This window comes from Rhizobium sp. CFBP 13726 (assembly GCF_014841925.1).
Lineage (GTDB): Bacteria > Pseudomonadota > Alphaproteobacteria > Rhizobiales > Rhizobiaceae > Neorhizobium > Neorhizobium soli.
This window is the reverse complement of the sequence record NZ_JACYUU010000003.1, coordinates 286,385-305,925: the sequence shown is the minus strand read 5'-3', so window position 1 is coordinate 305,925 and position 19,541 is coordinate 286,385. Positions and strand designations below refer to the sequence as shown.

At 61.7% G+C, this 19,541-nt stretch carries 16 protein-coding genes; 4 read left to right on the top strand and 12 right to left on the bottom strand.

Annotation, left to right across the window (positions count from 1 at the left end):
- Positions 1-22: 22 nt before the first annotated feature.
- From tsaB to IFT66_RS15490, 5 genes are all read right to left on the bottom strand, one after another.
- A complete protein-coding gene (gene tsaB / locus IFT66_RS15510) occupies positions 23-676 on the bottom strand; it encodes a tRNA (adenosine(37)-N6)-threonylcarbamoyltransferase complex dimerization subunit type 1 TsaB (RefSeq protein WP_192078156.1) in 654 nt (217 codons plus the stop codon).
- Positions 677-697: 21 nt separating this feature from the next.
- Complete coding sequence (locus IFT66_RS15505; RefSeq protein WP_092663738.1) at positions 698-1,264, bottom strand: NifU family protein; 567 nt, start codon at positions 1,262-1,264, stop codon at positions 698-700.
- Between the two features lie 123 nt (positions 1,265-1,387).
- On the bottom strand, positions 1,388-1,879 hold the full coding sequence (locus IFT66_RS15500; protein ID WP_062454005.1) for a universal stress protein: 492 nt from the start codon (positions 1,877-1,879) through the stop codon (positions 1,388-1,390).
- A 116-nt stretch (positions 1,880-1,995) separates the two neighbouring features.
- Entirely contained in the window at positions 1,996-3,060 is a 1,065-nt protein-coding gene (gene trpS, locus IFT66_RS15495) for a tryptophan--tRNA ligase (RefSeq protein ID WP_092663740.1), read from the bottom strand.
- A 138-nt stretch (positions 3,061-3,198) separates the two neighbouring features.
- Positions 3,199-3,606, bottom strand: coding sequence for a VOC family protein (locus IFT66_RS15490; protein WP_192078155.1), 408 nt, complete (start codon positions 3,604-3,606; stop codon positions 3,199-3,201).
- 225 nt (positions 3,607-3,831) lie between these two features.
- Here IFT66_RS15490 and IFT66_RS15485 point away from each other — a divergent pair, with 225 nt between their 5' ends.
- Entirely contained in the window at positions 3,832-4,323 is a 492-nt protein-coding gene (locus IFT66_RS15485) for a YcbK family protein (protein ID WP_062454008.1), read from the top strand.
- Positions 4,324-4,325: 2 nt separating this feature from the next.
- Here IFT66_RS15485 and murJ read toward each other — a convergent pair whose 3' ends face one another.
- The 3 genes from murJ to IFT66_RS23850 form a co-directional block, all read right to left on the bottom strand.
- On the bottom strand, positions 4,326-5,915 hold the full coding sequence (gene murJ, locus IFT66_RS15480; protein ID WP_192078154.1) for a murein biosynthesis integral membrane protein MurJ: 1,590 nt from the start codon (positions 5,913-5,915) through the stop codon (positions 4,326-4,328).
- 171 nt (positions 5,916-6,086) lie between these two features.
- Positions 6,087-8,957 (bottom strand): [protein-PII] uridylyltransferase, encoded by a 2,871-nt coding sequence (locus IFT66_RS15475; protein WP_062454010.1) that lies wholly within the window; start codon positions 8,955-8,957, stop codon positions 6,087-6,089.
- A gap of 175 nt (positions 8,958-9,132) precedes the next feature.
- Entirely contained in the window at positions 9,133-10,197 is a 1,065-nt protein-coding gene (locus tag IFT66_RS23850) for a helix-turn-helix domain-containing protein (protein WP_192078153.1), read from the bottom strand.
- A 126-nt stretch (positions 10,198-10,323) separates the two neighbouring features.
- Here IFT66_RS23850 and IFT66_RS15465 point away from each other — a divergent pair, with 126 nt between their 5' ends.
- Positions 10,324-11,376: an alpha/beta hydrolase family protein gene (locus IFT66_RS15465; RefSeq protein ID WP_162237959.1), complete on the top strand. Its 1,053-nt coding sequence runs from the start codon at positions 10,324-10,326 to the stop codon at positions 11,374-11,376.
- 4 nt (positions 11,377-11,380) lie between these two features.
- Here IFT66_RS15465 and IFT66_RS15460 read toward each other — a convergent pair whose 3' ends face one another.
- From IFT66_RS15460 to mutS, 3 genes are all read right to left on the bottom strand, one after another.
- Complete coding sequence (locus IFT66_RS15460; protein WP_192078152.1) at positions 11,381-12,325, bottom strand: MYG1 family protein; 945 nt, start codon at positions 12,323-12,325, stop codon at positions 11,381-11,383.
- Between the two features lie 92 nt (positions 12,326-12,417).
- Complete coding sequence (gene greA, locus IFT66_RS15455; RefSeq protein WP_092663754.1) at positions 12,418-12,900, bottom strand: transcription elongation factor GreA; 483 nt, start codon at positions 12,898-12,900, stop codon at positions 12,418-12,420.
- A 30-nt stretch (positions 12,901-12,930) separates the two neighbouring features.
- Complete coding sequence (mutS, locus tag IFT66_RS15450; RefSeq protein WP_192078285.1) at positions 12,931-15,579, bottom strand: DNA mismatch repair protein MutS; 2,649 nt, start codon at positions 15,577-15,579, stop codon at positions 12,931-12,933.
- A gap of 213 nt (positions 15,580-15,792) precedes the next feature.
- On the opposite strand from mutS, the gene IFT66_RS15445 reads away from it, so the two are divergent.
- Both IFT66_RS15445 and IFT66_RS15440 read left to right on the top strand, forming a co-directional pair.
- On the top strand, positions 15,793-18,090 hold the full coding sequence (locus tag IFT66_RS15445) for an NADP-dependent malic enzyme (RefSeq protein ID WP_192078151.1): 2,298 nt from the start codon (positions 15,793-15,795) through the stop codon (positions 18,088-18,090).
- A gap of 84 nt (positions 18,091-18,174) precedes the next feature.
- Positions 18,175-18,438, top strand: a complete 264-nt coding sequence (locus IFT66_RS15440) for a type II toxin-antitoxin system Phd/YefM family antitoxin (protein WP_192078150.1) — start codon at positions 18,175-18,177, stop codon at positions 18,436-18,438.
- Positions 18,439-18,560: 122 nt separating this feature from the next.
- On the opposite strand, the gene IFT66_RS15435 is transcribed toward IFT66_RS15440, so the two are convergent.
- Complete coding sequence (locus IFT66_RS15435; RefSeq protein ID WP_192078149.1) at positions 18,561-19,445, bottom strand: GNAT family N-acetyltransferase; 885 nt, start codon at positions 19,443-19,445, stop codon at positions 18,561-18,563.
- Positions 19,446-19,541: the final 96 nt, after the last annotated feature.

The following is a 19,541-nucleotide window of genomic DNA, read 5'->3' as shown; positions in this document are numbered from 1 at the left end:
GAAAGAATTGAACGACGCGGAGTTACGAGATCTGCCGCGCCAACGCAAAGCCTGTCTGCGGTTTTGCATCCGGTCCACGAAGATAAAGCGGTTTCGGCTTTTGCGAACCTTTCGGCTTTGCAGCCGCAAGCTTTGCAATGACGGCGATATCGAAATGGTCAGGCAGGACCGGCGCCTCGTGCGGGCGCCATGACCCGGTCACGTCGGCCGACAGCTGGGCAATGAGTGCTGCGGCATCGTCCGGAGACAGTGCCGTGGGTTCGCTGAGCGGGGAGCCTTCGGCTGAAAAGGCCTGGGCATAGACCTCGTCCCGCTTGGCATCCATGACTGCCACGACGGGGCGTCCGGGATGCTTTGCAAGATGTGCGGCGGCCAGCGTTTCGAGCGTGGTGACGCCGACGCATTCCACATTGAGTGCCAGTGCCAGACCGCGGGCGGCAGCGACTCCAACCCGGATACCGGTGAATGAGCCCGGGCCGATGCCGACGGCGATGCGCTGGACGGATTTGAGGGGCAGGCCGGCGTCATCAAGCGCCTGGTCGACGATCGCCATCAGGCGCTCTGCATGACCCTTGCCGATCGTCTCAGTGACGGACGAGAGAAGTCTGCCGGACGCGCCATCATAGAGCGCGGCAGAACAATCAACCCCGGCAGTATCGATGGCCAGAACGAGCATGTGCGGAACTGTTTTTCGAAATCAGATGGCTTCGACGGCCTGCACTTCAGGCACGAAGTGCTTGAGCAGGTTCTGAACGCCGTGTTTCAGGGTTGCCGTGGAAGACGGGCAACCGGCGCAGGCGCCCTTCATGTTGAGATAGACAGTGCCATCCCGGAAACCCTTGAAGGTGATATCGCCGCCATCCTGGGCAACGGCCGGACGAACGCGGGTTTCCAGCAGTTCCTTGATGGTCGCGACCAGGGTCTCGTCGTCGGCCTCGTAGAACTCGCCGTCTTCATCGGTATCTTCGGCAAGCGCAGACGTACCGCCCATGACCGGCTGACCGGACATGAAATGCTCCATGATCGAGCCGAGGATAGCCGGCTTCAGATGCTGCCATTCGGCGCTATCCTTGGAGACGGTGATGAAGTCGTAGCCGAAATATACGCCGGTGACGCCGTCGATCCCGAACAGTCTGGCTGCCAGCGGAGAAGCATCGGCCTCGCCCGCATTGCGGAAATCGGCAGTGCCCTTTTCCATGACGATCTTGCCGGGCAGGAACTTCAGGGTTGCCGGATTGGGTGTGGCTTCCGTCTGAATGAACATGATATGTCTCCTTGACCCGTGCGCGCCAGCGGGCGCCGCAAACTTAGAACTCTTCCAAAGAAGATAGTCGCGATCAGCTTTTGGTTCAAGTGCGCCTTTCTTCCAATCCGGTCAAGAGAGAGGTCAGGCGAGCGCGTCGATTTCCTCGTCGGTCAGCGTATCCGGCAGAACGGTGACGGGAATGGGGAAAGCAGCACCCCTGCCGGCAACCGCCGAGACCAGCGGGCCCGGCCCTTCCTTGGTCGAACCGGCGGCAAGAACAAGAACGGCGATATCGCGGTCTTCCTCCACCAGCATGTTGATCTGCTCGGGCGCGCTTCCCTCGCGGATGACGATTTCGGGATCGATCCCGATCGTTTCGCGCACCCTCTGGGCGGCCTTCGCCATGATCGATTCCGCTTCTTCCATGGCTTCGGCGCGCATGATCTGCTCGACGCCGATCCATTGCTGGAAATCGCCATCGGGAATGACGAAGAGCAGCACCAGGCCGCCATTGGAATTCTTCGCGCGGCGGCCGGCATAGTGCACGGCAAGCTCGCATTCGGGGGTGCCATCGATGACCGCTATGAACTTGCGCCGATGTCCCTCAAGCCTGGAAAGCCGTTTCGAAACCATGCCGCCCCCTCAATTCCCGTCGGACGTTGTCGTTGTGGCGAAATTATACGAACCCGCGAAAATGAAAACCCGCCACGCGACCGTGACGGGTGCAAGATTTTCGCCGATGTTCCCGCTTAGCGCAGGAAGCCGACGATATCGAAGACTTCGCCCATGACCTTTTCGGCGCGGGCGCGGGCACGCTCGCCCCCATCACGCAGGATGGCATCGATATGGGTCGTGTCGTCCAGCAGGCGGCGCATTTCGAGCGAGATCGGCGCCAGGACATGAACGGCGAGGTCGGCGAGAGCCGGCTTGAACACCGAGAACTGCTGGCCGCCGAATTCGGCAAGCACATCCGCCTTGGTGCGATCGGCGAGTGCCGCGTAGATACCCACGAGATTGGCGGCTTCCGGGCGACCTTCGAGGCCTTCGAGTTCGCTCGGCAGGCCTTCCGGATCGGTCTTCGCCTTGCGGATTTTCTTCAGGATCTCATCGGCATCGTCCATCAGGTTGATGCGCGACAGATCCGACGGATCGGATTTCGACATCTTCTTGGTGCCGTCGCGCAAGCTCATGACGCGCGGGGCCGGACCATCGATCAGCGGCTCGACGAGCGGGAAATAGCCGTGGATCGGCTCTTCGCCGACGACCATGTCGACGCCGGTGCCGGTCGCACGGATCTTGTCCTGGAAATCGATGTTGAATTTCTGGGCGATATCGCGGGCAAGCTCCAGGTGCTGCTTCTGGTCATCGCCGACAGGCACATGGGTGGCGCGGTAGACGAGAATGTCGGCGGCCATCAGGCTCGGATAGGCGAGCAGTCCGAGCGAGGCGTTCTCGCGGTCCTTGCCGGCCTTGTCCTTGAACTGGGTCATCCGGTTCATCCAGCCGATGCGGGCGACGCAGTTGAAGATCCAGGCAAGTTCGGCATGCTGCGGCACGGCGGACTGGTTGAAGACGATATGCTTCTTCGGGTCGATGCCGGAGGCGATGAACGCTGCCGCGATGGAGCGGATCTGGCCGCGCAGATCGTCATGCACGAGCTGGGCCGTGATCGCGTGCAGATCGACGACGCAGTAGATGCAGTCGTTGTTTTCCTGCAGGGCGACGAACTTGCGGATGGCGCCGAGATAATTGCCGAGATGGAGATTGCCGGTGGGCTGGACACCGGAAAAGACGAGCGGCTTGAAGCTGTTCATTCTAGATCCTCGATAGGCTGATGGAAGGCCTCAGGCCGTTGGACTTGCGCAACCTGACAAGTGTGCGTGCTTGCCGCTGCTGCGCCCCGCGGGCCATGTAGCTGATGGCCGGGCTTATGCACGCCCCGCCACGAGGGATCAAGAGGCTGTATCATCCGCGTGCTGAATGAGATCCCAAAGGTTGCCGTAGCAATCTTCAAACACTGCGACCGTGCCATAGGGTTCGTGGCGCGGTTCTTCGATGAAGCGGACGCCCTTTGCCGACAAACGGGAGTGATCCCCGGCAAAATCTTCGGTTTTTAGGAAAAAACTTACCCTGCCCGCCGTCTGGTTGCCGATCGCCTCCGTTTGGACGTCGCCGTCGGCGCGTGCCAGCAGGAGTGCTGCCCCCTCTTTGCCCGGCGGGCGCACCACCACCCAGCGCTTGGTGGCTTCCAGAGGGGTATCGGAGACAAGGTCAAAGCCCATGATTCCGCAGTAAAAATCGAGCGCTCGATCGTAGTCGTCAACGACCAGCGTGACCAGAAAAAGGGAACGGATCGACATTGAAGCACACCTTGTTTTGACGTGGCGGGAATTGGTCTTCGACGCTTCCTGCCTGCCCTGTCAAGAACGCCGAAGCAACCGCAAGGTTAACGCAGTTTAACCCCTGAGGCAGACAAATCCCACTTTGGGGCAAATTCCTCCATACTGAGGTCACTTTTCGGAAAGAAATACTCCCCCACCAAGTCGACCCCAGTCGGTCGTGAGTATTTTCCGAGGTTTACCCGTATGCGCATCTTTTACCGCGTCGCGCTGTCCTGCTTCATGACGCTCTGCCTAACGCTATCCGCGACCGCACAAGCCGCCGAAAAAGGCGAGAAACGCCGCAGCAGTTCTTTCAAACACGACTACTCTGCTTACTATACTGTCCAGCGCGTCAGCGTTCGGACCAACTGCTTTCCCGAGAAGCTGGGTGCCATCCTTGCCCATATCGCCAAGGAAACCGGCAAGAAGCCGATGGTGACCTCCGGCCACCGTCCGCGCTCTGGGACATCACAGCACAGCCATTGCTACGCCGCCGACATTCGCGTTCCCGGCGTTGCCGAAAAGAGGGTGCTTGCGGCAGCAGCAAGCGCGCCTGGAATCGGCGGCATCGGCCGTTACTGCAACGGCATCGTGCATGTGGATGTCGGCCCGCGGCGCGCCTGGGCGCATTGCGGCAAGGGTGGAAAAGGTGGCAAGGGCAGCCTTGCAAGCCTGAAGCGCCGCGGAAAGTCCTGAGATCAGGACTCCGCCGGTGGAACCGCAGACTTCGTCTTCCGCTTGATGTTTCGCCTGATCATGCCGAGATCGGCACCGCCGATTGCAAACGCGCAGGCGAAATAGACGACCATTGCAATCCCCAGAAGGCAGGCCAGAGCCAGAACCTGGGTCAGAAGATGCGAGCCGGGCTGCAGCCACGGGCTGGCATAGGGCAGCGCATAGAAGAGCGCCGCCGCCATCACCCCTGTCGCGACAAGCAGCAAGGCGGTACGCCGGGCAAGCGCCCATTCCCAGACGAGATCACCCCGCCAGACCAGCGTCGAGAATAGCAAGACCGTGTTGATCCATCCGGCCGCGGCCTCTGCCGTCGCGATGCCGCGTTCGGCAATCATCGGAAACAGCGTGATGGCGAGGCCGGAGTTGATGACGACCGACACCATCGTGAAGCGCATCGGCGTTTTGGTATCCTCGCGGGCATAAAAGCCCGGCTGCAGCGCCTTGATCAGCACGAAACCCGGAAGACCGATGCCATAGATGGCAAGGATCGAGCCGACGACGGCGGTGTTTTCCGCCGAAAACGCACCGCGCTCGTAAAGCACGCGGATGATCGCATCCGACAGCATCCACAGACCGGCAGCCGCAGGAAGCGTCAGGAACAGCACGAATTCGATCGAGCGGTTCTGGATGTTGCCGGCTTCCTTGACATGGCCGCCCTTCAGCGCCCGCGACAATTCTGGAAGAAGCACGACACCGACCGCAACGCCTACGACACCGAGCGGCAGCTGGTAGATGCGGTCGGCATATTGCAGGGCAGCGATTGCGCCTTCCTTGCCCGACGCGATCGCCTGGCCGATGATCTGGTTGATCTGGGTAATGCCGCCGGTGATCGCGGCAGGCACCGCGAGCCAGAGCAGGCGCTTGACGTTGGGTGTCATCTTCGGCCGGCGGAAGCCAATATTGATGCCCGCGTGGCGCACGCCCACATAGACGACGCCAAGCTGCAACACGCCCGCAATCAGCACGCTCCAGGACAGATACCAGGCGATTTCGCGCGGATCGGCGCCGACCCAGAGGCCGTAGAGAAGCGCTGCGATCATCACCACGTTCAAGAACACCGGCGCGATCGCGGCGGCAAAGAAATGATGCAGCGAGTTGAGCATGCCGCTCATCATCGCCGTCAGCGACATGCACATGAGATAGGGGAACATGACGATGGCCATGCGCACCGTCAGCGCCGTCTTTTCCGCGTCATCGGCAAAGCCCGGGGCAATGACCCACCGCACCAGCCAGGGCATGGCCAGCTGCATGGCGATGGTGATGATCAGCAGCGCGGAAAACAGGACGCCGAAGACCTCTTCGGAAAACCGCTTGGCACCGTCGACGCCATTCGCCTCGATTTCCTTGGAAAACAGCGGAACGAAAGCGGCGTTGAAGGCGCCTTCGGCAAACAGCCGGCGAAACAGGTTCGGAAACCGGAAGGCCGCGTAAAACACGTCTGCCATCGGCCCGGTGCCAAGGGCCGCCGCCATGAAGGTTTCACGGGCGAAACCGAAGATGCGGCTGCCGAGCGTCGCGCCGCCGACGGTTGCGAATTTTCTGGCAAGACTCATCGGTTTGGGCTCATCGGCTTGGTCTCATGCTGGGGAAGCTGGGATTGTTCATGTTCTGCCTGTGCGTTGGCATGCGTCGTTCGGCCGGCGCCCTGCCCCACAGTTTCTGCGGCGCAAAAGATCGGACCGAACGAAGCACCCGTTCAGCAGGGATAGCACCGGTGTCGTGTTTCAGACACCGACTTTCGACTTCCGCGGCAAGACATTTGCTCCGTCTGCGGCAGCCGGCTGGGGCGCGACGATACCATCCGGCATGGCTTCCTGAAGCTCGTCTTCCTGTTCCGCCATGACCGCCTTCAGCCGGGTGATGATATTGCCCTGGCGGTTCTCATTGGTCACCTTGTGGCCGACGAGATCGGTGACGTAGAACGTATCGATCACCTTTTCACCAAACGTGGTGATCCGCGCCGACTGGATATCCAGCGAGAGATCGGCAAGCGCCGCGGTGATTTCTGCCAAGAGACCGGTGCGGTCGAGGCATTCGACCTCGACGACGGTGAACTTGTTGGAAAGCCCGTTGGAGATGATCGCGGACGGTGGGATATCGAAGGCCTTGTTCTTGTTCTTCTTGGCTTTCGCGCGGATGGCGATGACTTCCGGCAGGCGCTTCTTGCCGGCAAGCACATCCTCGATCATCCGTCCGATCGTGCCGCCACGGCGCATCTCGTCGTCATCGACCGCAAATTCCCGGTTGATGTGGATCGTATCGAGCGCGCGGCCATCGGAGGTGGTGAAGATCTGCGCATCGGCGATATTGGCACCGGCGGCCGCGCAGGCGCCTGCGATGATAGATAGAAGACGCGGATGGTCGGGGGCGAGAACGGTGATTTCGGTGATCGCCCGGAAACTGTCGGTGCGCACCATGGTGGCGAGCGGCTTGCCGGCCTTGTCGGTTTCGCGGATGAAGCTTGCGTGGCGGACCTGGTCCTCGACGGGTACTGAGAGGAGATACGGCTGGTAATGGAGCTTCACCAGCGCCTCGCGGTCCTGCTGACTCCAGTCGGACAGGGCGTTGGCGAGATCTTCCTCCGCCACCTTTGCCCGTTCCTTGCCGGATGCTTCGGAAAAGCCGCCGGAGAGACGCAGTTCCGTTTCATAGTAGAGGGTGCGCAGAAGCTGGCCCTTCCAGCCGTTCCAGACACCCGGGCCGACGGCGCGGATATCGCAGATGGTCAGCACCAGCAGCAGCTTCAAGCGATCCAGCGACCGGACTTTTTCGGCAAAGTCGGCAATGGTCTTGCGATCATGCAGATCGCGGGTCTGCGCCGTCATCGACATGATCAGGTGTTGTTCCACCAGCCATACGACGAGTTCTGTCTGCTTGGCGTTGAGACCGAGACGCGGGCAGAGTTTGCGCGCGATTCGGGCGCCGGCGATCGAATGATCCTCCTGGCGGCCCTTGGCGATGTCGTGGATCAGAACTGCGACGTAGAGCGCCGCGCGCTCCTCGATCGTCGGCATCAGCTTGTTGGCGAGCGGATGCATGTCCGCCGCTCGGCCGTGATCGATCTCCGACAGCGCATCGACCGAGCGGATCAGGTGCTCGTCGACCGTATAGTGGTGATACATGTTGAACTGCATCATCGCCACGACCTTGCCGAATTCGGGAATGAAGCGGCCGAGCACGCCGGCCTCGTTCATTCGCCGCAGCATGAGGCCGGGATCCCGCCTGGAGGTGAGGATGGAGAGAAAGAGGCGGTTCGCCTCGTCGTCTTCGCGCAGGGCACTGTCGATAAGCGAAAGCGATCGGGTGATGCTTTTCAGCGCGTCGGGATGAAGTTCCAGCCCGGTCAGGTCCGCCACGTGGAAAAAGCGGATCAGGCTGACCGGATCGCGCTTGAAGACGCCGGGATCGGCGAGCGTGATGCGACCGCGGTCTTCCACGAATTCGACAGATCCGGCAATCTTGTGCAGCCGCTTGGTAAAGCGCGAGATGACGCGCTGGGTGAGGCCGGGTGCGGCCTTCGCCTGCTGATCCTCTAAGGCCGCGCAGAGAATGCGGGTGAGGTCGCCGACGTTCTTCGCGACCAAGAAATAATGCTTCATGAAGCGTTCGACTGAGGAGAGGCCAGGCCGCGCATTGTAGCCGAGGCTTGCCGCGATATCGCGTTGGATATCGAACGACAGACGTTCCTCCGCCTTGCCCGTCAGAAAATGCATCTGGCAGCGCACCGCCCAGAGAAAGTCATCGGCCTTTTCGAAGGACCTTGCTTCCTCGCGCGAGAGGACGCCGAGCTTGACGAGTTCAGTCGTTTCGCGAACGCGGTAGTAGTATTTGGCAATCCAGAACAGCGTGTGCAGATCGCGCAGGCCACCCTTGCCCTCCTTGACGTTGGGCTCGACCAGATAGCGCGTATCGCCCGCCTTCTTGTGGCGCTGGTCGCGCTCGGCAAGTTTGGCGGCGACGAATTCCGGACCGGTGCCGGCAACGACTTCCAGATCGAAGCGCGACATCAGCTGATTGACCAGCGCGCCGCTGCCGCAGATCGGGCGGCATTCGAGAATGGCGGTGCGGATCGTCATGTCGGTTTTCGACAGGCGAATGCATTCCTCCACCGTGCGGGTGGCATGGCCGACCTTGAAGCCCATGTCCCACAGGAGATAGAGCAGGAATTCCACCGCCTTGCGCATGGCATCGGAATTCTTTTCGGGCAGCAGGAAAAGAAGATCGATATCGGACCCTGGCGCGAGCGTGCCGCGGCCGTAACCGCCGGTGGCGGCAACGGCGATCTCGCGGCCTTCCGGATAGAGGCTCTCGGTGATGGTTTCATTGAGGACGCAGATCAGCTGGTCCTGGATCCAGGATATGCGGCGGGCGCAGCGAAGACCGCTGCCATCCTGGCTCAGCAGTTCGCGTGCCTTTTCGCGACCGTCGACACTGGCCTGCCGCAGGATCGGCAGGAGAGCTGCCCGCGATTCCAGCAGCGGCCGATCCTTGGTTCCGAGCGCCTCGCGGCATTTCGTCTGCAGGCCGGCGACGTCCATCAGTTCGGAGAAATCGATATCGTGACGATGATCTTGTCTTGTTGCTTGCTTGGCCATGTCTTCCTGCCGGTGCCCGCCCTCTCCATTCCCGATGGAGACGACGACGGATTTCGGGCACCTCCCCTAAAGCGTTCCCAGGGCCCTGCTGCCCTGCCCCATACGCTTTAGCTCATTTTTGTTGCGCAGCCGTTACCGCAGAGCGCTCCGCATGTGAGCAGCGTGCTTACCACGGTTACGGCTTGACGGCGCCAAGTTGTTTGTTCGCGACCGGAACGTCAAGCCCGATATTGCCCGGGTCTGCGATAGACTTCGATCCGCTGCGCCACTGACGCGGGCTCATGCCGGTGACGCGGCGAAACTCGCGGTTGAAGTTCGACTTGGTGGAAAACCCGACATCGAACATGATGACCGTCGCCGGCCGGCGGGTTTCGCGAAGCAGCAGACATGCTTCCGCGATCCGGCGTCTGTTGACGAACTGCGAGATGTTGAGGCCGGTTGCGCGATTGATGGCAACCGACAGATCCCGCGCAGGGACGCCGGCCTTGCGGGCCAGTTTCGCAAGACTGAGGTTTTCGTCGCGGTAGAGACCGTCCCGATCCAAAGCCTCTGTCGCGCGCTGGACGAGACGCTCATCCTGTGGATTGGCTTCCGGTGCCTTCCCGTTCGGCAGCGGGCTTTCTGCAGCTTCCGGTGCAAAATAGTAGATGCCGGTTACCACGAGAACGACGATGTTGATCGCCGTCAGGACAAGCGGAATGTCGTCCCTCCCGTTGAACGTCGTGTAGACCGAGAGGGCAGCATCGCTGACTGCGAAAAACAGCATCAGCGCGGCCGTCATTCTGGCGGCCCGTAGGGCGGGACGCATTCGCTGAAGGCTGGCTTCGACCATGAGATCGGAACCTTCCGAACGGATCAGCCGCCAGAGGGCGACGCCGTAAAAGAGAAAGATCACCAGCAGGAGCGGATCGACCAGGATCGGTACAAAAAGGACGGAAGCGCCGACGCAAAGCGGTGCGGCGAGGTGGCGCCAGGGCGCAGATCGGCCGCCGCCGGAAAGCGACTGGAAGGCGAGAAACGCAAGCGGCGGCATGACGGAGGCCGTGACCGGCTGAACCGGTGCGAGCGCCGTTATGCCGTAGCCGAAATGAAGGCCGACGACCAAGCCCTGGGCCGCATAGAGAACGACAAATGCAATGAAGTAGCGACGGCTTCCCGGCACGTCGACGCCTTTGAGGCTGTGATAGAGCGCAAGGGCAAAGACGATACCGACCAGAAACGGCAAAGGGATAGAGAGCACTGCAGTGACCCCGGCGGTAAATGGCCTGAAACATGTTTGAGGTCCGACCATATCACGATCGAGGTCGAAAGGCAGGCAGATACAGGCGCAAGGGTGGTGCCGTTCACAACCCCGATGGAGATTTCCATGGCCCTGCCCCTACCCCGCCTTCGCCTTGCAACCCTTGCCCTGATCGGTTTCGGGTATTCCGCAACCGCCTTGCCGGCCTTCGCCTTCGAGGCGGGAACCCAGTGGATCCAGATCAATCCTTCGCATCGAACCCAACCCGAGAGAGTGCTGATCACCTATCCGGCAAAGGCCGACGGCGATCCCTATACGCTGGGTGCCGATGCTCTGTGGGTCGGCGTGCCTGCTCGCCGTAATGCCACGCCGGTGCAGGAGAAGTTTCCGCTGGTCATTTTGAGCCATGGCTCGGGCGGCAATGCAGCGGGGCTGGGCTGGCTTTCGACAGAACTCGCGCGCAACGGCTTCATCGTTGCGGCACCCAATCATATCCACTCGACCTCAGGCGATTCCATTCCGGTGGAAAGCTTCAAGATCTGGGAGCGGGCACAGGATGTTTCGGCCCTGATCGATACACTGACGACGAGCGCCACCTGGAGCGCGCTTGTCGACAAGGATCGGATCGGCGGCATCGGTTTTTCGCTTGGGGGCACCACGATGATGCTGACCGCCGGTGCCCGCGCGTCGCTTCAGACCTTTGTAACCCATTGCGCGGAGGCAGGCGGCAAGGATGCGGGCTGCAACTGGTTTCAGAAGGGCGGGGTGGATTTTTCCCAAGTCGATCGGGAGGCATTCGAAGGTGGTTATGGCGACAAGCGCGTTTCGGCGGTGATTGCGGTCGATCCGGGTTTTGCCATGGCTTACCAGAACGAAAGTCTTGCCGGCATCGATAGACCAATGCTTTTCATCAACCTCGGCGAAGGCGACGGCATCATGTCCGGCACCAACGCCCAGTCGCTGGCGGTCGATATTCCGGAGGCCAACTACGCGCTAGTTCCCGGCGCAAACCATTTCTCGTTCCTCAGCATCTGCAACGCGAATGGAGCAGAATTGCTGAAGCAGTATGAGGATGATCCGGTTTGCGATGAGGTGAGCGACATCCCACGCGAAAAGCTGCATCAGCAGATCTTCTTCAATATTGCCGTCTTTCTTCGCAGAACGCTGCTGGAACGCTAAGCGCTCAGCCGACGGCAGGACGGAGGCCTTCCGACAGGGCCTCCTTCACCGCGAGTTCCGCCATGGCGAGCGTTGCTTCACGGGTTCTGGCGGCGGCGATAAAGCGGCCGTTGTGGCAGAAGGTAGCGCCTTCGACGCCGGATGCGGCTTCCAGGTCTGCATTGGTGAGGCCGGCCCATGCGGCGGGGAGATCGGCGCGCAGTTCGAAACCGTCATCGGCACGGCGGATGCCGGTGACGCACCAGTCCTTGTCGCGCGGGTGGACGACGAAGAGAAGCTGATCGGCGCCAGCCTTCAGGATGGCGGGGCGGAACGGCATGCCCATCGGCAATTCGAGGATGCGACCCTCGCCGGCCTTGGCAATGGCGTCCAGAACCAGCGTCTCTGCCCGCAGCTTTGCGGCGCGCTGCGAAATACCGGCTTCGACAAAGGCGCGGGCAATGACGAGCGCTGCATGGAAGGCGCGATCATCGGCGCCTTCGTCCTTTTCGTCGAAGGCGGGCTTCAGGGTTTCGAGAAGCGACGGCAGTGTCAGGCCGGCCATCGGACCTGCGACCGAGGGGCTGAGCGCGCCATTATCCATCAGGTCGATCGGCAGCACGAACTTGGTGTCGAAGGCTGCATGCAGCGCCTCGACATGGGCTTCCGGTACGCCGAAGGCGAGCAGGTAATCGCGGCCGTAGTGCTTCCAGATCAGGCCGAAGGAACTGAACGGCGCGCCGTCATCGCGCAAGGGCGCACCGCGCTGGTGATGATCGAAAATCTGCGCCTGCGCGTCGAAGGAGCCGCCGACGTCGTAGATGATGCGGTCGCCGCCCGGCGTGATCCATTCGGGCGCCCGGCTTCGGACGATGCGTGCATCGGGGAACAGCCGCGTCAGGATGACACTGGACAGGAGTTCATCGGCATGGAAGCCACCGGAATGGGTGACGAGATAATCTGGAGTCATGCCGCGATCAGCCTTTTCTTTCAATGGAAAGAATCAGATAGCCGGAGCGGAGGGCCTTCTCAAGCGCTGAGGTGTGGTTTCGGGAGAATGCGTCAGGAAATTGCAGTAATTTCGAGTTCATGACCGTTTACAGTCACGACATCGCCGACCGACTTGCCCAGAAGCGCACTTGCAACGGGAGAAACGTAGGAGATCGAACCTTCCTTCGGATCGGCCTCATCCTCGCCGACGATGCGATAAGCCTGCTCGCGGCCGTCGTCACGGCTGAAGCGCACCGTGTTGCCGAAGGCGACGACTTCAGTCGAAACCGGTGCAGGCACTAGCTGAGCGCTGTGCAGCCTCTCGGCGAAGTAGCGGAGGTCGCGCGCGGGACCTGCGGCCTGGCGGCGGCGCTCGTTGACGTCCTCAACCGTGTTGGCCGCGTCAAAAGCCTCCTTTGCGGTACGAAGCTGCGCCTCTAGCGCCTTCAGGCCGGCCTCGGTGACGAGGTTGGGATGCGACGAGACGGGCCTGTCCGGCAGCTGGGTTTCCGCTGCCGTTTCGGCACTTTCTTCCTTCACGAAGGCGACGCTCACGTGCGTGTTCCTTTCAACTGAGATGCGGCCTTACTTGGCCGCAAGTTGCTTCTTCAACGCATATAGGGCGTCGAGCGCATCGCGCGGGCTCATTTCGTCCGGATTGATGGCTTTCAGCGCTTCCTCGACCTTTGACGGACCGCGCTTCATCTCATCTTTTCTCACCGCCACCTGGAATAGCGGCAGATCGTCGATGAGCTGGCTTGCGGGGTTCTTGCGATCGCTGTCCTCAAGCTTGGTCAGCACATCTCGGGCACGGGCGACAACGCTGTCGGGCAGGCCGGCAAGCCGTGCGACCTGGATACCGTAGGAGCGATCGGCAGCACCGGGTCCGACTTCATGCAGGAAGATGACCTCGCCGTCCCATTCCTTGACCTTCATCGTGGCATTGGAAAGGCGGTTGAGCTTTTCCGAGAGCACGGTGAGTTCGTGGAAATGGGTGGCGAACAGCCCACGGCAGCGGTTGCCTTCGTGCAGGTGCTCGACTGCGGCCCAGGCAATCGACAGGCCGTCGAAGGTTGCCGTGCCGCGGCCGATCTCATCAAGGATGACCAGCGAACGGTCCGTCGCCTGGTTGAGGATCGCTGCCGTCTCGACCATTTCGACCATGAAGGTGGAACGGCCGCGGGCAAGATCGTCGGAGGCTCCGACGCGGGAAAACAGGCGGTCGACGATGCCGATATGGGCGGACGCGGCAGGAACGAAGGACCCCATCTGAGCGAGGATGGCAATCAGCGCGTTCTGGCGCAGAAACGTCGATTTACCGCCCATGTTGGGGCCGGTCAGAAGCCAGAGGGCACCGAACTCGTCGGTTCCGGCGGGCGAGAGATCGCATTCGTTGGCGATGAACGGGCCTGATGACTGACGGCGCAGGGCCTGCTCGACGACCGGATGGCGGCCGCCTTCGATCGCGAACATGCGCGACGCATCGACCGCCGGGCGGCGGTAGTCCCACTCCTCGGCAAGCATCGCAAGGCCGGCTGCAACATCCACGATGGCAAGCGCGCGGGCGCCGGCCTTGATGGCTTCGGCTTCGGCGGTCACGGCCTCGACCATGAGACGGAAGGCTTCGAGCTCGATCGTCAGCGCCCGGTCGGCGGCGTTGGCGATGCGGCTTTCGAGATCGGCCAGTTCGGTCGTGGTGAAGCGCATCGCATTCGCCATGGTCTGGCGGTGGATGAAGCGCGCCTTGGCTTCCGGTGTATCGGTCATCGGGCCGGCATTTCCGGCGGTCACCTCGATGAAATAGCCGAGCACGTTGTTGTGCTTGATCTTGAGCGACTTGATACCGGTCTCTTCGGCATATTGCAGCTGCAGCCCGGCGATGACCTTGCGCGACTGATCCCGCAGCGCGCGGACCTCGTCCAGCTCGGCACGTGCACCGTCCGCGAGGAATCCTCCATCGCGCTTGAGGAGCGGAAGGTCTTGCGCAAGCGTGGTGCCAAGCAGGGTTTCGAGTTCCCCCGGCAGCATCTTCAGATCATCGAGCGCCTCCGACAGTTCCTGCGGCAGCATGGCGCCACTGAGGAAGCTTGCAACGCCACGCGCTGCTTCAAGACCGGCAAGGATCGCGCCGAGATCCCGCGGGCCGCCGCGATCGAGCGCCAGACGCGACAGGGCGCGCGGCATATCCGGCACGTGTTTCAGCGAGGAGCGCAGATCTGAACAGAGGCCTGGTTCGTCCCCGAGGAAGGAGACGGAATCGAGCCTTCGGTTGATGCGGTCGGGATCGGTCAGCGGCGACATCAGCCGTTCGGCGAGAAGCCGTGCACCGCCGCCGGTGACGGTTCGGTCGATCGCCTTCAGGAGCGTGCCTTCGCGCTCGCCTGACAAGGTTTTCGTCAGTTCCAGATTGCCGCGGGTGGCTGGATCGATGAACAGGGTGGAGGCACCGCTTTCGCGCTCCGGTCGGCCGAGCGGCGGGCGCTCGGCCATCTGGGTCTTTTCCACATAGGCGATGGCAGCTGCGGCCGCTGCCATTTCAGCGCGCGAAAACGTGCCGAAGCCATCCAGCGTGCCGACGCCGAAATAGCGCGCGATGCGGCCTTCCGACGTGGCGCTGTCGAACAGGACCGAAGGCTGCGGCACAGCGACGCGGCCAAGCACGTCGAAGACCGGCTTCAGCTCCGCATCGTGGAACATCGTATCCGGCATGATCAGTTCGCGCGGCTCGATCCGCAGGATGTCGGCGAGCAGGCGCGACGGCTCGGTTTCCGCCAACCGGAATACGCCGGTGGAGATATCGATCCAGGCAAGCGCCATCAGCGGTTCGGCAGCACCCTTGATGCGGGCAAGCGTCATCAGGTAGTTGGATTCCGAGGCGACGAGCAGTTTCTCTTCGGTGATCGTGCCGGGCGTGACGAGCCGCACGACATCGCGTTTGACGACCGATTTGGAGCCGCGTTTCTTCGCTTCCGCCGGGTCTTCCACCTGTTCGCAGACGGCAACGCGAAAGCCGAGCATGATCAGCCGCTGCAGATAGTCATCCGCTGCATGCACGGGCACGCCGCACATCGGAATGTCCTGTCCCATATGCTGGCCGCGCCTCGTAAGCGTGATGCCGAGAGCCCGCGAGGCATCGATCGCATCCTCGAAGAACAGCTCGTAGAAATCGCCCATGCGATAGAACAGCAGCGATCCGGGATTGTTGGCCTTGATCTCGATGAACTGTTCCATCATCGGCGTTGCCGACGCGCGGCTTTCCTCCGAAGCCAGCTGGTCGGTCGTCAGGGCATCGAGCGTAGGTCTTTGAAGATGGGTCACGGCACCAATGTTTGTTGCGCAGATTTATTGTTGCGTCTGGAAAGAGGCGACACTATCGGTGATGACCCTTGAATTACAACATCCCCCGCGACCTCGAGGGGCGCTGCCCACAAAAAGCTGGAGAGGCCAATGCCCGCAAACGACAAGACGCCGGAAAAGAACACGCGCAACAGAGCGTCGGTGACCGAGCAGGAAGCGCTTGATTTCCACTCGCAGGGCCGTCCCGGCAAGCTCGAGATCACCCCGACAAAGCCGATGGCGACGCAGCGCGACCTCTCGCTGGCCTATTCGCCGGGTGTCGCCGTGCCGGTTCTGGCGATCGCCGCCGACCCTTCCAAGGCCTATGACTACACGACGCGCGGCAACATGGTGGCCGTAATTTCCAACGGCACGGCAATCCTTGGTCTCGGCAATCTCGGTGCACTGGCATCCAAGCCGGTCATGGAAGGCAAGTCCGTCCTGTTCAAGCGGTTTGCCGATGTGGACAGTATCGATCTCGAGGTCGATACAGAAAACGTAGACGAATTCATCAATTGCGTGCGCTATCTCGGCCCGTCCTTCGGCGGCATCAATCTCGAGGACATCAAGGCGCCGGAATGCTTCATCATCGAGAGCCGCCTGCGCGAGCTGATGGACATCCCGGTTTTCCATGACGACCAGCACGGCACGGCGATCATCGCCGCCGCCGGTCTCATCAACGCGCTGGAACTCACCGGCCGCGACCTCAAGACGACGAAGCTGGTTTGCAATGGCGCCGGTGCTGCCGCGATCGCCTGTATCGAGCTGATCAAGGCGATGGGCTTCAACCCTGCCAACATCATCCTCTGCGACACCAAGGGCGTGATCTACCAGGGTCGCACCGAGGGTATGAACCAGTGGAAGAGCGCCCACGCCGTCAAGTCCGACAGCCGGGCGCTGGAAGAGGCCATGAAGGGTGCCGACGTGGTGTTCGGTCTTTCCCAGAAGGGTGCGTTTACCGAAGCGATGATCCGCTCGATGGCGGACAAGCCGATCATTTTCGCGATGGCCAATCCCGATCCGGAAATCACGCCGGAAGAAGTGGCGCGGATCCGCGACGACGCGATCATGGCGACCGGCCGCTCGGACTATCCGAACCAGGTCAACAACGTGCTGGGCTTTCCCTACATCTTCCGCGGTGCGCTCGATGTGCGAGCCCGCCAGATCAACGATGCGATGAAGATTGCCGCCGCGCAGGCGCTGGCCGATCTAGCCCGCGAGGACGTGCCTGATGACGTGGCTGCCGCCTACCAGGGCAACCGCCCGCGTTTCGGGCCGCAATACATCATTCCCGTGCCGTTCGATCCGCGGCTGATCTCGGCCATTCCCGTCGCTGTCGCCAGAGCTGCGATGGAAAGCGGAGCAGCGCGCCGCGACATCACCGACCTTGACGCCTATGGTCGCGAGCTTTCCGCCCGCCGCGACCCGATCGCTGCAACGACGCAAGGGATCTACGACAGGGTTCGCCGCTTCCCCAAGCGCGTGGTGTTTGCCGAAGCCGAAGAAGAGCAGGTCATGCGTGCCGCGATCTCCTTCTGCAGCCAGGGTCTCGGCACTGCGATCCTGCTCGGCCGCGACGATGTGATCCGCGAGACGGCGGAGAAGGCCGGCATCGACCTCGAACGGCCCGGCATCGAGATCATCAACGCGCGCATTTCCAAGCGCGTCGATACCTATATCGACTTCCTCTACGCCCGCCTGCAGCGCCAGGGACTTCTTCTGCGTGACGTGCAGCGGCTGATCCACCACGACCGCAACCATTTTGCCGCGACCATGGTGGCCGTGGGCGATGCGGATGCGATGGTAACCGGCACGACGCGCAATTATGCGACCGCTCTTTCCGACGTGCGCCGCTGCATCGACGACAAGCCCGGACACAGGGTGATCGGCGTGTCGATCGTGGTGGCCCGCGGCCGGACGATCTTCGTGGCGGATACCGCCGTCCACGACATGCCGACTGCCGAGCAGATTGCCGACATCGCCGTGGAAGCCGCGCGCGTCGCCAAGCGCATGGGTTACGAGCCGCGCGTGGCGCTGCTTGCCTATTCCACATTCGGCCAGCCGATCGGCGAGCGCTCCGAGCGGGTCCGCGAGGCGGTGAAGATCCTCGACGGACGCCGGGTGGATTTCGAGTATGACGGCGAGATGGGGGCCGACGTGGCGCTCAATGCCAGCCGCATGGAGCAGTATCCGTTCTGCCGCCTCTCCGGCACGGCCAACGTGCTTGTCATGCCGGCCATTCATTCGGCGTCGATCGCCACCCGCATGCTGCAGGAAATCGGCGCCTCGACGCTGATCGGACCGCTTCTGGTCGGCTTGGACAAATCGGTGCAGATCACCCAGATGGGCGCCAAGGACTCCGAAATCGTCAACATGGCGGCGATTGCGGCCTATAACGCGGGGTCCTGAGAGACCCCGCGCCGACGCTTTTGTTGAAAGCTTCAGCCGATCGGATTAGGGTGTTTCATCTGGTCCGATCGGAGTTCCCGTTTCATGAAGACCGTCAGCATTCAAGAAGCCGAAGAAAACCTGTCGCAGCTTGTCGATGAAGCCGCGAACGGGGAACCGTTCGTGATCGCCAGGGCGGGCAAGCCGCTGGTGACGGTGGTTGCTGTCGATGAGGCGGCCGCACAGGAGGTGACCGGGCCCAGGAAACGGCGGATCGGCTTTTTGAAAGGTCAGTTCTTCATTCCGGAAGACATGGATAAGGCGCTAGACAAAGCGATCGAGGATCTGTTCTACGGCGCTCGCGATTGAGGCTGTTGCCGGATTCCCATCTTCTGATCTGGCTTGTCGCCGCGTCCGAACGCTTGCCATCCTCGGTGCACGACATGGTGGGTCGCTACTGCGGACCGACCAGGCTCCAAATCTAGAGCGCTCTAGTTCGCGAAGCGACCGGCGTCGGCGCCGAAGTAGTTGATGTAGCGGCCGGAGATCGATGCGATCGGTAGCACGATCAGCACATCCGTGGTGTTGAAAGCCTGATCGACGACGGCTCCCATTCCGATCATGGCGCCGAGGCGAAGGTAGCCCTTGACCAGCGGTGGCATGGCGGAAAGCGCCTGGCGCGGATTGATCGCCTCGGCCGGCATCAGATCCATGTTGCGATTGAGATCAGGCAATGCGTGGACCATCCACTCGTCCTTCACCAGCGCATTGTGATGGAGGAAGGACAGCGCCAGCGCGTGTTCTTCCGGACGCACGCCGGGGAAAGAGGCGCAGCCGAACATGGCATTGACACCATGCTTCAGCGCATAGGCCCAGTTGCCCTGCCAGAGCAGTTCGACGGTGCGTTTGGTGCGGTATTCGGGCAGCACGCAGGAGCGGCCGAGTTCCATGAACTGCTTGTCAGAATGGCGGGTGAGAAGTGGCGCGATATCGAACTCGGACGTCGAATAAAACCCGCCATTCGCCTCAGCGACGCTCTGGCGCAGAAGACGGTAGGTTCCGACAATCTGGTCTTCGATTTCACCGTCTATCGCGTTGTCGACGACAAGCAGATGATCGCAGATCGCATCGTAGCTATCGATATCCCGTCGAAGCCGCATCGCCTCGGGCTCGATCGTGGCGCCCATCTCCTCGACGAAGACGCGGTAGCGCACGGCCTGGGCGGCATCGATTTCGCGCAGGTTGCGGGCAAGCCTTGTTTCGAGCGTGCCGATGCGACCGAAGACATCGCTACCAACGCGGCTATTTGCCGGGTCAGCAGCCGGGGCCTGCTTTGTCTCAGAGGTCAATGTGCGGTTCAGGAGTTCGATAGCCATGGTGATTCTTCCCGTACCGGTTGGATCACCCGCGTTTAAACATGCATCTGCAACAAGAGCGTGACAGATATCGTCACAATAAGAAGTGGTGCAAGG

Coding starts and splice junctions, on each gene's coding strand:
- IFT66_RS15475 (WP_062454010.1), bottom strand. CDS start 8,957: ATGGCCAAGCAAGCAACAAGACAAGATCATCGTCACGATATCGATTTC.
- IFT66_RS15490 (WP_192078155.1), bottom strand. CDS start 3,606: ATGTCGATCCGTTCCCTTTTTCTGGTCACGCTGGTCGTTGACGACTAC.
- tsaB (WP_192078156.1), bottom strand. CDS start 676: ATGCTCGTTCTGGCCATCGATACTGCCGGGGTTGATTGTTCTGCCGCG.
- IFT66_RS15505 (WP_092663738.1), bottom strand. CDS start 1,264: ATGTTCATTCAGACGGAAGCCACACCCAATCCGGCAACCCTGAAGTTC.
- IFT66_RS15485 (WP_062454008.1), top strand. CDS start 3,832: ATGCGCATCTTTTACCGCGTCGCGCTGTCCTGCTTCATGACGCTCTGC.
- murJ (WP_192078154.1), bottom strand. CDS start 5,915: ATGAGTCTTGCCAGAAAATTCGCAACCGTCGGCGGCGCGACGCTCGGC.
- mutS (WP_192078285.1), bottom strand. CDS start 15,579: ATGATGGAACAGTTCATCGAGATCAAGGCCAACAATCCCGGATCGCTG.
- IFT66_RS15465 (WP_162237959.1), top strand. CDS start 10,324: ATGGCCCTGCCCCTACCCCGCCTTCGCCTTGCAACCCTTGCCCTGATC.
- trpS (WP_092663740.1), bottom strand. CDS start 3,060: ATGAACAGCTTCAAGCCGCTCGTCTTTTCCGGTGTCCAGCCCACCGGC.
- IFT66_RS15500 (WP_062454005.1), bottom strand. CDS start 1,879: ATGGTTTCGAAACGGCTTTCCAGGCTTGAGGGACATCGGCGCAAGTTC.
- IFT66_RS15445 (WP_192078151.1), top strand. CDS start 15,793: ATGCCCGCAAACGACAAGACGCCGGAAAAGAACACGCGCAACAGAGCG.
- IFT66_RS15460 (WP_192078152.1), bottom strand. CDS start 12,325: ATGACTCCAGATTATCTCGTCACCCATTCCGGTGGCTTCCATGCCGAT.
- IFT66_RS15435 (WP_192078149.1), bottom strand. CDS start 19,445: ATGGCTATCGAACTCCTGAACCGCACATTGACCTCTGAGACAAAGCAG.
- IFT66_RS15440 (WP_192078150.1), top strand. CDS start 18,175: ATGAAGACCGTCAGCATTCAAGAAGCCGAAGAAAACCTGTCGCAGCTT.